The organism is Acidovorax sp. LjRoot117, from assembly GCF_964252695.1.
GTDB lineage: Bacteria > Pseudomonadota > Gammaproteobacteria > Burkholderiales > Burkholderiaceae_C > Acidovorax.
In genome coordinates this window covers 750,877-764,615 of sequence record NZ_CAXUPO020000003.1, presented here as the reverse complement: position 1 = coordinate 764,615, position 13,739 = coordinate 750,877, and the positions used below count along the sequence as shown (strand labels likewise).

Below are 13,739 nucleotides of genomic sequence, written 5' to 3'. Positions count from 1 at the left end.
GGGCCAGTGTGCCTCAGGCGTGGCACGATTTGCAACCATTGTGGCAACCGGGGGCGGGTTGGCGCTTCTATGCTTACGGATCGCAGCCCGGTCCACGGGCGCCACCGCCTGCCGCCGCTTGTCGCCACATGGACCGCGCAGGCCCCGCAAGGAGACACAAGGATGACGAGCCCCGCCACCGCTGCAGCGCCAGCACCCCTCACCGGCAGCCACGCCCGTGGCGCCACCAGCGTCCCGCTGATCGAGCAGACCATCGGCAGCTTCTTTGCCGACATGGCGGCCCGCCAGCCCGGCCGCGAGGCGCTGGTCAGCGTGCACCAGGGCCGCCGGTACACCTATGCCCAGCTGCAGGCCGAGGCCGAGCGCCTGGCCAGCGCGCTGCTGGGCCAGGGCCTGGTGCCCGGCGACCGGGTGGGCATCTGGTCGCACAACAACGCCGAATGGGTGCTGATGCAGCTGGCCACCGCGCAGGTGGGCCTGGTGCTGGTCAACATCAACCCGGCTTACCGCACGTCCGAGGTCGAATACGCGCTCAACAAGGTGGGCTGCCGGCTGCTGGTGAGCATGGCGCGCTTCAAGACCAGCGACTACCTGGGCATGCTGCGCGAGCTGGCGCCCGAGTGGCAGCACCAGCAGCCCGGCCAGCTGGGCGCCGTGAAGCTGCCGCACCTGAACACCGTGGTGTGGATCGACGACGGGGCAGGGCAGGGCGCCGACGAGCCCGGCCTGCTGCGGTTTTCGGACCTGCTGGCGCGCGGCGATGCGCAGGATGCGCGCCTGGCGCAGATCGCCGCCACGCTCAAGGCCACCGACCCCATCAACATCCAGTTCACGAGCGGCACCACGGGCTTCCCCAAGGGTGCCACGCTCACGCACCGCAACATCCTGAACAACGGCTTCTTCATCGGCGAATGCATGCAGCTCACGCCCGAAGACCGCCTGTGCATCCCCGTGCCGCTGTACCACTGCTTCGGCATGGTGCTGGGCAACCTGGCGTGCTTCACGCACGGCTCCACCATCGTCTACCCGAGCGACGGGTTCGACCCGCTCACCGTGCTGCAGACGGTGCAGGATGAGCGCTGCACCGGCCTGCACGGCGTGCCCACCATGTTCATCGCCGAGCTGGACCACCCGCGCTTTGCCGAGTTCGACCTGTCCACCCTGCGCACCGGCATCATGGCCGGATCGCCATGCCCCACCGAGGTCATGAAGCGCGTGGTGGAGCAGATGCACCTGTCGGAGATCACCATCGCCTACGGCATGACCGAGACCAGCCCGGTCAGTTGCCAGAGCAGCACCGATACGCCGCTGGCCAAACGCGTCTCCACCGTGGGCCAGGTGCAGCCGCACCTGGAAGTCAAGATCGTGGACCCCGACAGCGGCGCCGTGGTGCCCATCGGCCAGCGCGGCGAGTTCTGCACGCGGGGCTACTCGGTGATGCACGGCTACTGGGGGGATGAGGCCAAGACCCGCGAGGCCATCGACGCCGAAGGCTGGATGCACACCGGCGACCTGGCCACCATGGACGACGAAGGCTACGTGAACATCGTCGGCCGCATCAAGGACATGGTGATCCGCGGCGGCGAAAACATCTACCCGCGCGAGATCGAGGAGTTCCTGTACCGCCACCCGCAGGTGCAGGACGTGCAGGTGGTGGGCGTGCCCGATGCCAAGTACGGCGAGGAGCTGTGCGCCTGGATCATCGCCAAGCCGGGCACCACACCGACGGAAGACGACATTCGTGCCTTCTGCAAAGGCCAGATCGCGCACTACAAGGTGCCGCGCTACATCCGCTTCGTCACCAGCTTCCCGATGACGGTGACGGGCAAGATCCAGAAGTTCAAGATCCGCGATGAGATGAAGGATCAGCTCGGTCTGGTCGAAGCCAAGACCGCGTGAACCTATGACCCCCCTGAGCCGCTTCGCGCCTTCCCCCGAGGGGGACGCCGCCCCTGGCCCGGCAAAGCCGGTTCCACGGCGGCACGCGCATGGCCTGCTCCGCGGCCTTCAGTGCCACCGGCCAGCCGGTGGCACCACACCACCCATACGACATTCGACGGAGCCTGCATGATTCTCGACACCCAACTCAACGCCCGCTCGGCGGATTTTCTGGCCAACGCCGCGGCCATGCGCACGCTGGTCGACGACCTGCGCGCCCAGCTGGACAAGGTCGCCCAGGGCGGCGGCGAGGCCGCCCGCGCCAAGCACACCGCGCGCGGCAAGCTGCTGCCCCGCGAACGCGTGCAGATGCTGCTCGACCCGGGCACACCGTTCCTGGAGTTGGCGCCGCTGGCCGCGCTCAACATGTACAACAACGATGCGCCCAGCTCGGGGCTGATTGCCGGCATCGGCCGCGTGAGCGGTGTGGACTGCATGATCGTGTGCAACGACGCCACGGTGAAGGGCGGCACCTACTACCCGCTCACCGTCAAGAAGCACCTGCGCGCGCAGGAAGTGGCGCAGCAGAACCACCTCACCTGCATCTACCTGGTGGACTCCGGCGGCGCCAACCTGCCCAACCAGGACGAGGTCTTTCCGGACCGCGACCACTTCGGCCGCATCTTCTTCAACCAGGCCAACATGAGCGCCATGGGCATCTCGCAGATCGCCGTGGTCATGGGCAGCTGCACGGCGGGCGGCGCCTACGTGCCGGCGATGAGCGACGAGTCCATCATCGTCAAGAACCAGGGCACCATCTTTCTGGGCGGCCCGCCGCTGGTCAAAGCCGCCACGGGCGAGGTCGTCACGGCCGAGGACCTGGGCGGTGGCGATGTGCACACGCGCCTGTCGGGCGTGGCCGACCACCTGGCGCAAAACGACCTGCATGCGCTGCAACTGGCACGCAATGCGGTGCGCAATTTGAATAAAAACAAGGCTCCGGCGCCGGCTGATCAAGCGCCAATAGCTCCTAAATTTGTAGCGGAAGAGTTGTACGGCGTGATCCCGGTGGACACGCGCAAGCCCTTCGACGTGCGCGAGATCATTGCCCGCATCGTCGATGGCAGCGAGTTCGACGAGTTCAAGGCCCGCTACGGCACCACGCTGGTCACGGGCTTCGCGCGCATCGAGGGAATGATGGTCGGCATCATCGCCAACAACGGCATTTTGTTCAGCGAGTCGGCCCTGAAGGGCGCGCACTTCATCGAGCTGTGCTGCCAGCGCAAGATCCCGCTGGTGTTCCTGCAGAACATCACCGGCTTCATGGTCGGGCGCAAGTACGAGAACGAGGGCATTGCGCGCAACGGCGCCAAGATGGTCACGGCCGTGGCCACCGCGAGTGTTCCCAAGTTCACCATCATCATCGGCGGCAGCTTTGGTGCCGGCAACTACGGCATGTGCGGCCGCGCGTACAGCCCGCGCTTTTTGTGGATGTGGCCCAACGCGCGCATCAGCGTGATGGGCGGCGAGCAGGCGGCGGGCGTGCTGGCCACCGTCAAGCGCGACGGCATCGAGGGCAAGGGTGGGCAGTGGAGCATGGAGGAAGAAGAAGCCTTCAAGGCCCCCATCCGCCGCCAGTACGAAGACCAGGGCCACCCCTACTACGCCACCGCGCGCCTGTGGGACGACGGCGTGATCGACCCGGCCGACACCCGCCGTGTGCTGGCGCTGGGCCTGGCCGCCACGCGCAATGCACCCATCGAAGACACCAGGTTCGGCCTGTTCCGCATGTGACCGTGCCGGGAGCCGCCATGGACGCCGTCGCCCACTTCACACAGCTTGCACGCTACAACGCGTGGGCCACGGCGCGCCTGCTCGACGCCGTGCGGGCACTGCCTGAAGAGGCCTACCGGCACGATGCGGGCCTGTTCTTTAAAAGCATCCACGGCACGCTCAACCACCTGCTGGTGGGCGAGCACCATCTGTGGTTCGTGCGGTTTGCAGAAGGCACCTCGCCCAAGGTGGCGCTGGACGCCGAGCTGGAGAGCGACCGCGCGCGGCTCGATGCTCGCTTGCGCGCGGGCGCTGCCCGCTGGGCACCGTTGATCGCCTCGTTGCCGGCAGACCGCTGGGACGGCACGCTCGACTACACCACCATGCGGGGCACGCAGGCATCGTTGCCGTTTGCCGCCACGCTGGCGCATGTGTTCAATCACGGCACGCACCACCGGGGCCAGATCACCGCCGCATTGACCGCCCTGGGCCAGCCCAGCCCCGAGCTGGACCTTGTCTACTTCCTGCAAAACCCGCCCACGCCATGAGCCAGAACCTGTCCATCACCTACATCGGCGCCGTGGCGCGCATCACGCTCACGCAGCCCGAGATCCGCAACGCCTTCAGCGACGAGGTCATCGCCGAGCTGACGGCGGCCTTCACCGAAGTGGGCGCGCGCGCCGACGTGCGCGCCGTGGTGCTGGCCGCAGAGGGCCCCGCGTTCTGCGCGGGCGCCAACCTCAATTGGATGCGCCGCATGGCCGACTACACCCGCGACGAGAACGTGGCCGACGCGGGCAAGCTGGCCGAGATGCTGCGCGTGATCTACGAATGTCCCAAACCCACCATCGCGCGTGTGCAGGGCGATGTGTACGCCGGTGGCATGGGCCTGGTGGCCGCGTGCGACATGGCGGTGGCGGTGGACACGGCGGGCTTTTGCCTGAGCGAGGTGAAGCTCGGCCTCATCCCCGCCACCATCAGCCCCTACGTGATCCGCGCCATGGGGCCCCGCGCAGCGCACCGCTACTTCCTCACGGCCGAGCGCTTCGGCGCGGCCGAGGCGTTGCGCACCGGCTTCGTGCACGAGGTGGTGTCTGCAGACCAACTTGACGCCAAGGTCGACGAATTGCTCAAGGCCCTGACCAGCGCCAGCCCCCACGCCGTGCGCGCCTGCAAGAAGCTGGTGCTGGACGTGGCCGAGCGCGAGATCAATGCGGGGCTGATCGCCGCCACCGTGCAGGGCATCGCCGACATCCGCGCCAGCGACGAAGGCAAGGAAGGCGTGCAGTCGTTCCTGAACAAACGCAAACCGGCATGGCTTCTGGCCTGACGTCTGAGGACACACGACCATGGACCAGCTCTGGCTCAACATCGTGCAGTGGCTCCACACGCTGGGGCTCCACGTGGATGGCGGCACGGCGCGCGCGGTGGGCGATGCGGCGGCCACGGCCACCGCGCGGCTCGACATGCCCAGCCTGCTGGCGCTGGCCGCCGCGCTGGGCTGGGCCAGCGGATTCCGTCTGTACGCGGTGGTCTTCATCGTCGGCGGGATGGGGGCCCTGGGCTGGATGCCCTTGCCCCCCGGTCTGCACGTGCTGCAGAACCCGCTGGTGCTGCTGGTGGCGGGCGGCCTGATGCTGGTCGAGTTCTTTGCGGACAAGGTCCCGTGGATCGACAGCGCCTGGGACGCCGTGCACACCGTCATCCGCGTGCCCGGCGGGGCCCTGCTGGCCGCGGGCGTGTTCGGTGCCGACAACGCCACCATGGGCGTGGTGGCGGGCTTGCTGGGCGGGTCGCTGGCCGCCACGTCGATGGCCACCAAGATGACCACGCGCGCGGCGGCCAACACCTCGCCCGAGCCGTTCTCCAACTGGCTGCTGTCCTTCTTCGAAGACGGCCTGGTGGTGGCCGTGGTGTGGCTGGCCACGCAACACCCGGTGGCCTTCGGCATCGCACTGGTGGTGATGGTGGCCGTGTCGGTGCTGCTGCTGGTGGTGCTGTTCAAGTTTTTGCGCGCCGTGGTGCGGCGCTTGTCTTCTTTCTTTTCTGGTTCTGCCAAGGTGGCCTAAATGTTCAAAAAAATCTTGATCGCCAATCGCGGAGAGATCGCCTGCCGTGTAGCGGCGACCGCTAAACGTCTGGGCGTGAAGACCGTCGCCGTGTACTCCGATGCCGACGCCAATGCCAAGCACGTGGCCGTGTGCGACGAGGCCGTGCACATCGGTGGCAGCGCGCCCAAGGACAGCTACCTGCGTTGGGAGCGCATCATCGAAGCCGCGCAGGCCACGGGTGCACAGGCCATCCACCCCGGCTACGGCTTCCTGTCCGAGAACGAAGACTTCGCCCACGCCTGCGCGGCAGCAGGCCTGGTCTTCATCGGCCCACCACCCTCGGCCATCAAGGACATGGGCCTCAAGGCCGAGTCCAAGCAGCTCATGGAAAAAGCCGGCGTGCCGTTGGTGCCCGGCTACCACGGCAGCGACCAGGACCCGGCGCTGCTGCAGCGCGAGGCCGACCGCATCGGCTACCCCGTGCTCATCAAGGCCAGCGCCGGCGGTGGCGGCAAAGGCATGCGCGCGGTGGACAAGAGCGAGGACTTCGCCGCCGCGCTCGCATCCTGCCAGCGCGAGGCGATCAACAGCTTTGGCGACGACGCGGTGCTGGTCGAAAAGTACGTGCAGCGCCCCCGGCACATCGAGATCCAGGTGTTCGGCGACACGCACGGCGACGTGGTGTATCTGTTCGAGCGCGACTGCTCCGTGCAGCGCCGCCACCAGAAGGTGCTGGAAGAAGCCCCCGCCCCCGGCATGACGCCCGCGCTACGCCAGCAGATGGGCGAAGCCGCCGTGGCCGCCGCCAAGGCGGTGAACTACGTGGGCGCCGGCACGGTGGAGTTCATCGTCGAGCAGCCGGGTGGCTACGAGCGGCCCGACCAGATGAAGTTCTACTTCATGGAAATGAACACCCGCCTGCAGGTGGAACACCCGGTGACCGAGGCCATCACCGGCCTGGACCTGGTGGAGTGGCAACTGCGCGTGGCCTCGGGCGAGCCGCTGCCGGTGAAGCAGCAAGACCTGCGCATCACCGGCCATGCCATCGAGGCCCGCATCTGCGCCGAGAACCCCGACAACAACTTCCTGCCCGCCACCGGCGCGCTCAACGTGTATGCGCTGCCCGAGTGCGTGACGTTCGAGAGGGGCGCGGTGCGCGTGGACTCCGGCGTGCGCCAGGGCGATGCGATCAGCCCGTTCTACGACTCCATGGTGGCCAAGCTCATCGTGCACGGCGACACGCGCGAGCAGGCGCTGGCGCGGCTGGACGAGGCCCTGGCGCAGACGCACATCGTGGGCCTGGCAACCAACGTGCAGTTCTTGCGCCGCGTGGCGCGCACCGGTGCGTTTGCCAACGCCCAGCTCGACACCGCGCTGATCCCGCGCGAGCAAGCGGTGCTGTTCCACCAGGAGCCGGTGGGCCTGCCGCTGGCTGCCGCCGCCGCCGTGGCGCAGACGCTGCTGAACGAGCGCGCCAGCGAAGGCGCAGACCCCTTCAGCCGCCGCGACGGATTCCATTCGCACGCGCTCACGCGCCGCCGCTTCGAGTTCGAGTTCGGCGGCGAGCACGCCAAGGCCTGGCTCACCTACGAGCGTGATGGCGCGCTGCACCTGGTGGTAGGCGAGGGCGACGCGGCCGTGGCCGGGCCGCTGGTGTTTGCGGAACAATCCGGCGGCATCGAACTGCAGTTCGCCGGCCAGCGCACCCGCGCTGCGGTGTACGCCCAGGGCGAGGTGGACCATGTGTTCACGCCCCGCGGCGCCACGCAGATCACCGCCATCGACCTGCTCGCGCATGCGGGCGAGTCGGCGGCCGAGGGCGGGCGGCTCACGGCCCCCATGCCCGGCAAGGTGGTGTCGTTTGCCGTGAAGGCGGGCGATGCCGTCACCAAGGGCCAGCCGCTGGCGGTGATGGAAGCCATGAAGATGGAGCACACGATTGCGGCGCCGGCCGATGGCGTGGTGCAGGAGCTGCTGTATGCGCCCGGGGACCAGGTGACCGAGGGGGCGGAGCTCCTAAAACTCGTTGTGTAGTGCCTGTACGGAGGGTTGATTCAGAATAGAGGCATGCTGAATCGCTCCCTAGTCCCCATCAAGCGCCTCGTGCCCCCTCAAAAAAATCTGCTTCGCAGTCGGGGCTTCTACACGAGGTTCGAATGAATCTTCCTGTTTTTCTTCATCGGATAGTTTTACGAAACTACAAGAGCATTGGTAGCTGTGATGTTCGCTTAGGTGCGCTGACCTACTTGGTCGGTGCGAATGGCTCTGGAAAAAGTAATTTTCTGGATGCGCTGCACCTGGTGCGTGATGCACTGTCAGGATCGTTGGATAACGCACTGAATGAACGCGGAGGGTTGACGGAAGTCCGTAGGCGGTCGAGTGGGCACCCAACTAATTTTGGAATTCGACTTGAATTTACCCTTGCCGGAGGCATGCCAGGTTATTACGTCTTTAACGTAGGCGCCCTTCCAGGGCGTGGGTATGAGGTGCAGGCAGAAGAGTGCGTCGTCAACGCGAAAGGCAAAGGCCCCTATTTTCGTGTTGAACGCGGCGTTTTGCACTCCAGCAGCGAAGCGACCTTTCCAGCGATAACATCCGACAGGCTGGCACTGGTCAGTGTTTCGGGTATGTCTGTGTTTCGGCCGGTTTTTGATGCCCTCACTTCCATGGGTTTCTATAACTTGAACCCTAAGTTAATGCGTGAACCTCAGAAGCCACAAGATGGCAGGCTGCTGAAGCCGGTGGGTGAAAACATTGTGAGTGTTCTAGGCCACTTGGAACGTGTTGCTCCGGACCGTATGGAAGAAATTCAGAGCTATCTGCAGACAGTCGTACCTATGGTGCATGGCGTAAAGCGTAAGCAAATTGGGCCATTGGAAACGCTAGAGTTTCGCCAGGATATGGCAGGGTCAAAGCACCCTTGGAGCTTTCCTGCTCAGAATATGTCTGATGGCACGTTGCGCGCGTTAGGCGTACTGACAGCACTTTTTCAAGGCAATAGGGACTATGCGCCAGTACTTATTGGTATCGAGGAGCCTGAAACCGCCTTGCACCCGGCTGCTAGTGCGGCACTGCGCGAGGCACTATCAAAAGCAGCCGAGCAAACGCAAATTATCGTTACCAGCCATAGCCCTGATCTTCTTGATTCACCCAACATTTCGCCAGAGCAATTGCTGGCTGTGGTCTCAGAAGGGGGGGAAACGCGGATAGCGCCATTGGATGAGGCGTCTAAATCAGTGATGCGGAACCATCTCTTTTCTGCTGGGGAGCTACTGCGTCTGAATCAATTAGCTCCTGATCGTGCGTTTCTTGAAGCCCAGCGTCAAACAGATCTGTTTGGAAGCATCTCCTCATGATCTCCCTTTCCGCGATTGTTGAGGGGGATGGCGAAGTTGCTGCGTTGCCCGTGCTCCTGCGGCGGATAGCCGAGTGGCGCACACCTGAGGTCTATGTCGATGTTCTGGCTCCCATTCGTGTCTACAAAGATCGTTTTCTCAACAGAGAAGATGAATTCAATCGGCATCTAAAACTTGCCGCTGCGAAAGCAGGGGACATGGGCTGGATACTGATTCTGTTGGACGCTGACGATGATTGCCCAATGTCGAAAGGCCGTGACATTGCGCGACGTGCTTCCACAGTGGTTCCTCACAGGGCTGTTGGAGTGGTGTTGGCCAATCGCGAGTACGAAGCATGGTTCATTGCAGCAGCGCAGTCCTTGGACGGAGTTCGATCGTTTGTGTGTCGGCAGGATGATGGAAAAGTAGAGCCCGAAGTGCCACGTAATGCAAAAGGTTGGTTGCGCGACCGTATGGCAAGTGGGGCATATCGCGAAACGACGGATCAGCCTGGCTTCTCTGCGCGCATGGATTTGCAGCAGGCTTTTGATCGAAGCCGATCATTTCGAAAACTCTGCACAGAGTGGTCTCGCAATTCCGAAATTCTTCTGAAGGCTGTGACATAGTGAACATCACCCTTTGCTGTACCGACACCAAGATCGAGCCCTGGCTGCAGGGGCTTGCCGCTGCCTTGCCCCATGCCCACATCAGCTTGTGGCAGCCGGGGGCACCGCAGGCCGACTACGCCGTGGTGTGGGCGCCGCCCCAGCAGTTCCTGGATGAGCAGCCCGCCTTGCGCGCGCTGTTCAACATCGGCGCCGGGGTGGACGCGCTGCTCAAGCTGCGCATGCCGCCGGGCTGCCAGATCGTGCGCATCGACGACGGGGGCATGGCCGTGCAGATGGCCGAATACGTGTGCCACGCGGTGGTGCGCCATTTCCGCGAGCTGGACGCGTACGAGGGCGACATGCGCGCCGGCCGCTGGGGCTTTCGCCGGCCGCGGGTGCGCTCGGAGTTCCCGGTGGGCGTGATGGGCCTCGGTGTGCTGGGCGAGCGGGTGGCGCGGGCGCTGGCGCATTTCGACTTTCCGGTGAACGGCTGGAGCCGGTCTCCCAAGGTGGTGGACGGCGTGCGCGGCTTCAGCGGCGCCGAGGGCTTTCACGACTTCCTGGCCGCCAGCCGCGTGCTGGTCAACCTGCTGCCGCTCACGCCCGACACGCAGGACATCATCAACCGCGACACGCTGTCGCGCCTGCAGCCCGGCGGCTATGTGGTCAACGTGGCGCGGGGCGCGCACCTGGTCGAAGAAGACCTGCTGGCACTGATCGACAGCGGGCACATCGCAGGCGCCACGCTGGACGTGTTCCGTACCGAGCCTTTGCCGGTGGGCCACCCGTTCTGGCTGCACCCGAAGATCACCGCCACGCCGCACACCTCGGCCCGCACCCTGCGGGAAGAGAGCATTGCGCAGATCACGCGCAAGATGGCGGCCATGGAGCGCGGCGAGGCGGTGGCAGGCACCGTGGACCCCGGGCGGGGGTACTGATCCGGCGCGCCGCTGGCGGCACCAACCTCTGCCATCGCGGGCATGAGCTCCACATCCTTTCGCCGCATTTTCGGTCTTGTCGGCGGGCTGTTGCTGCTGCGCCTGCGGCCGCGCGCTGCCGCTGAGGGATCGCCCGGCGTCAGCCAGTCAGCCAGTCATTCAGTCAATCCATCGTCACGCCCGCATCGCGCACCAGCTTGCCCAGGCGCTGCGCGTCGGACTTGATCAGCGCGCCGAAGTCCGCGGCCGTGCCCGCCACCACCGGCGTGCCGATGGCCTCCCACTTGGCGCGGAAGGCGGGCTCCTTGAAGATCGCATTCACCGTAGCGTTGAGCTTGTCCACGGTGGCCTGCGGCGTGCCCGCGCGCACGGCGATGCCGTGCCAGCCGGTGATCTGGTAGCCGGGCAGGCCCGCCTCAGCCATGGTGGGCACGTTGGGCAGCACCTTGGCGCGCTCGGCCGAGGTGACCGCCAGCGGGACGAGCTTGCCCGACTGGATGTGCGGCAGCGAGCTGCCCACGATGTCGAACATCACGTTCACCTGCCCGCCCAGCAGGTCGTTGAGCGCGGGGCCCGCGCCGCGGTACGGGATGTGGCCCATCTTCACGTGGGCGGTGGTGTTGAACAGCTCGCCCGCCAGGTGCTGCGGCGTGCCGTTGCCGGCCGATGCAAAGCTCAGCACCGGCTTGCCCGCCTTGGCCATGGCGATGAGCTCCGGCAGGGTCTTCACGCCCAGCGAGGGGTGCACCTCCAGCACCAGCGGAAAGGCCGACAGCTGCACCACGGGCACCAGGTCGGTCAGCGGGTTGAACGGCATGCTGGCGTACAGCGACGGGTTCACCGCCATCGGGCCGCTGGCGGCCAGCAGCAGGGTGTGGCCGTCGGCGGGCGCCTGCTTGGCCACCTCGGCACTGCCGGAGTTGCCGCCCGCGCCGCCCTTGTTGTCCACCACCACGGTCACGCCCAGCCGGCTTTGCAGCTCGGGCTGCAGCATGCGCGCCATCAGGTCGGTGGGGCCGCCGGGCGGGTAGGGCACCACGAAGCGGATGGTCTTGGTGGGGAAGGCTGCGGCTGCGGTCTGGGCCACGGCGTGGCCGGCCGTGCCCAGGGCCAGGGCCCAGGTGGCGGGGACGGCAAGCGCCAGGCGGATGGCCGTGCGTCGCGTGGTTTGGCGGGCCTGGGATACGGGGGCGTGGGCGGTGGGGTGTTGTTGCATGGTGTCTCCTGCGGATGGATGAAGGCCCGTCTGGCGCGGGCTGATGGGTTTGATGGCGTGATGAGAATGGGCAGAGCCGGGCCGAGGCTCAGCCCGCGCCGAAGCGCTGGCGGATGTCCTGCGCCGTGGCCAGCGGCCGCCCCAGCGCGGCAGCGGCCTCGACGGCCTGGCGCACCAGGGCCGCGTTGTCCGGTGCGGTGCTGCCGTCCTTGCGCAGAAGGTTGTTCTCGAACCCCACGCGGGCATGCCCGCCGAAGACCGCGGCGGCGGTGATGCAGGTGTTCTCGGCCGCGCCGAACGCGCACACGGCCCAGGGTTCGGGCCCGTTGTGGGCGGCCAGGAAGGGCAGCAGGTCGCGCGGGCTCGAGGTCTGGCCCGCGCTGTAGCGGCCCAGCACGAACAGCAGGAACCACGGTGCATCCGGCACCACGCCGCTGGCGCGCAGCGCCTGCCAGCGGCGCAGGTCGGCCACGTCGTAGAGGATGACCTGCACCATGCAGCGGCGCCGCACCAGGCCCGTGAAGAAGCGCTGCAGGCCGGCCTCGCCGATCTCGGGCTGGTCGATCTCGCGCAGGCCGATGGACACGGCCTCGGGCTGCAGCGCCTCGACCATCGCAATCTGCGCCGGGGCACGGTACACGCCTGCCGCTTCGCTGGTGATCTGCACCACCATCGCATCGCCCACGGCGTGCTGCACCACGCGCCGGGCTTCGCGGTAGCCCTCCACGTCCAGGCTGTGGCGGCCCTGGGCGTCGCGGATGTGCATGTGGATCATGGCCGCGCCCGCCTCCAGGCAGGCCTTGGCGGTGGCGGCCAGCGTGGCCGGCGTGGTCGGCACGGCGGGGTGGTCGCTGGGCAGCTTGTACGCGCCGTTGGGCGCCACGGTGACGATCAGCGGGTCGGTCCATTGGCTGGTGGCGCTCATGGCGTGGCTCCCGGCGTGGTGGGTGTGCTGGCGGGCTCGATGGCAGGCAGCTCGCTGGCCAGCAGGGCCAGGCCCTGGCGCAGCAGCGTGTCGTAGCGGGTGCGCTCTGCACGCTTGCGGTCCTCGGGCCAGTCGAAGAAGCCTTTGCCGGTCTTCATGCCCAGATCGCCGTGGGCCACGCGGTCGCGCAGCGCCTGGGCGGGCACGTCGGTGTTGGACAGCGTGGGGTACATGGTGGCCGCGGCCGCGCAGTGCACCTCGATGCCCGCGTGGTCGCGCTGCAGCACCGGGCCTGCGGCCAGAAAGCGAAAGCCGAAGCCAAAGCGCACGGCGGCGTCCACGTCTTCGGGCGACGCGATGCCTTCGTCGATGAGCGCAAAGGCCTCGCGCGACAGCGCATGTTGCATGCGGTTGGCCAGAAAGCCCGGCTTGTCCTTCTTCACCAGCACCGGCACGCTGCCGCAGCGGCGCATGAAGCCGTGCAGCCACTGGCCCAGCGTGGGGTCGCTGCGCTCGCCCAGCACCACTTCCACCAGCGGCACCAGGTGCGCCGGCATGAAGAAGTGCAGGCCCAGCATGCGCTGCGCAGAGGGCAGGCCTTGCGCAATGGCGCTGATCGGAAAGCCCGAGCTGTTGCTGGCCAGCACCGCACTGGCCGGCGCCAGGGCCACCAGCTCGGCAAACAGCTGCTGCTTGGCGGCCAGTTGCTCGGTGATGCATTCGACCACCAGCACCACGCCGTCCCAGGCCACGTCCTGCAGGCTGGCGCACACCTCCACAGGGCCTGCGGCCGCGGCCAGGCCGGCGGCGTCGAGCTCGGCGGCAATGTGCGGCAAGAGCAGGTCGCGCCGCGCGGTGTGCGGGTCCACCACCGTGACCCGGGCGCCGCCACGGGCCAGGACCACGGCCACGTCGGCGCCCATGGTGCCCCCGCCCACGACCACCGTGCGTGCATTGCGCGGCGAACAGATGTCCATGCTGTCGTCTCCTTGTGTTGTCTTGCGGTGCAGTCTAG

12 protein-coding genes are annotated in these 13,739 nt (G+C 66.8%); 9 read left to right on the top strand and 3 right to left on the bottom strand.

What is annotated here, in order from left to right; genetic code table 11:
• The first annotated feature begins 162 nt into the window (after window positions 1-162).
• The 9 genes from ACSQ3D_RS13105 (at window position 163) to ACSQ3D_RS13065 (ending at window position 10,583) form a co-directional block, all read left to right on the top strand.
• Complete coding sequence (locus tag ACSQ3D_RS13105) at window positions 163-1,899, top strand: AMP-binding protein (protein WP_436127184.1); 1,737 nt, start codon at window positions 163-165, stop codon at window positions 1,897-1,899.
• Between the two features lie 168 nt (window positions 1,900-2,067).
• Window positions 2,068-3,672, top strand: coding sequence for a carboxyl transferase domain-containing protein (locus ACSQ3D_RS13100; protein ID WP_436127183.1), 1,605 nt, complete (start codon window positions 2,068-2,070; stop codon window positions 3,670-3,672).
• A gap of 17 nt (window positions 3,673-3,689) precedes the next feature.
• Complete coding sequence (locus ACSQ3D_RS13095) at window positions 3,690-4,199, top strand: DinB family protein (RefSeq protein WP_436127182.1); 510 nt, start codon at window positions 3,690-3,692, stop codon at window positions 4,197-4,199.
• Window positions 4,196-4,981: an enoyl-CoA hydratase/isomerase family protein gene (locus tag ACSQ3D_RS13090; protein WP_056162706.1), complete on the top strand. Its 786-nt coding sequence runs from the start codon at window positions 4,196-4,198 to the stop codon at window positions 4,979-4,981. Before ACSQ3D_RS13095 ends, ACSQ3D_RS13090 begins: the two co-directional genes overlap by 4 nt.
• A gap of 19 nt (window positions 4,982-5,000) precedes the next feature.
• A complete protein-coding gene (locus ACSQ3D_RS13085) occupies window positions 5,001-5,720 on the top strand; it encodes a DUF4126 domain-containing protein (RefSeq protein WP_396506814.1) in 720 nt (239 codons plus the stop codon).
• Window positions 5,721-7,736: an acetyl-CoA carboxylase biotin carboxylase subunit gene (locus ACSQ3D_RS13080; RefSeq protein WP_436127181.1), complete on the top strand. Its 2,016-nt coding sequence runs from the start codon at window positions 5,721-5,723 to the stop codon at window positions 7,734-7,736. It abuts the gene before it with no gap.
• A 122-nt stretch (window positions 7,737-7,858) separates the two neighbouring features.
• Entirely contained in the window at window positions 7,859-9,058 is a 1,200-nt protein-coding gene (locus ACSQ3D_RS13075) for an AAA family ATPase (RefSeq protein WP_436127180.1), read from the top strand.
• A complete protein-coding gene (locus ACSQ3D_RS13070) occupies window positions 9,055-9,663 on the top strand; it encodes a DUF4276 family protein (protein ID WP_436127179.1) in 609 nt (202 codons plus the stop codon). Before ACSQ3D_RS13075 ends, ACSQ3D_RS13070 begins: the two co-directional genes overlap by 4 nt.
• Window positions 9,663-10,583 carry a 2-hydroxyacid dehydrogenase gene (locus ACSQ3D_RS13065; protein ID WP_436127178.1) on the top strand — a complete coding sequence of 307 codons (921 nt, stop codon included), beginning with the start codon at window positions 9,663-9,665 and terminating at the stop codon, window positions 10,581-10,583. The genes ACSQ3D_RS13070 and ACSQ3D_RS13065 overlap by 1 nt, the downstream gene beginning before the upstream one ends.
• 163 nt (window positions 10,584-10,746) lie before the next feature.
• Here the strand turns inward: ACSQ3D_RS13065 and ACSQ3D_RS13060 are convergent, their stop codons facing one another.
• The 3 genes from ACSQ3D_RS13060 to ACSQ3D_RS13050 all read right to left on the bottom strand — a co-directional run bounded on the left by ACSQ3D_RS13060 (window position 10,747) and on the right by ACSQ3D_RS13050 (window position 13,701).
• Complete coding sequence (locus ACSQ3D_RS13060; RefSeq protein WP_436127177.1) at window positions 10,747-11,799, bottom strand: Bug family tripartite tricarboxylate transporter substrate binding protein; 1,053 nt, start codon at window positions 11,797-11,799, stop codon at window positions 10,747-10,749.
• 88 nt (window positions 11,800-11,887) lie between these two features.
• Entirely contained in the window at window positions 11,888-12,724 is an 837-nt protein-coding gene (locus ACSQ3D_RS13055; RefSeq protein WP_056414377.1) for a 3-keto-5-aminohexanoate cleavage protein, read from the bottom strand.
• On the bottom strand, window positions 12,721-13,701 hold the full coding sequence (locus ACSQ3D_RS13050) for a 3-hydroxyacyl-CoA dehydrogenase family protein (protein WP_436127176.1): 981 nt from the start codon (window positions 13,699-13,701) through the stop codon (window positions 12,721-12,723). The genes ACSQ3D_RS13055 and ACSQ3D_RS13050 overlap by 4 nt, the downstream gene beginning before the upstream one ends.
• Window positions 13,702-13,739: the final 38 nt, after the last annotated feature.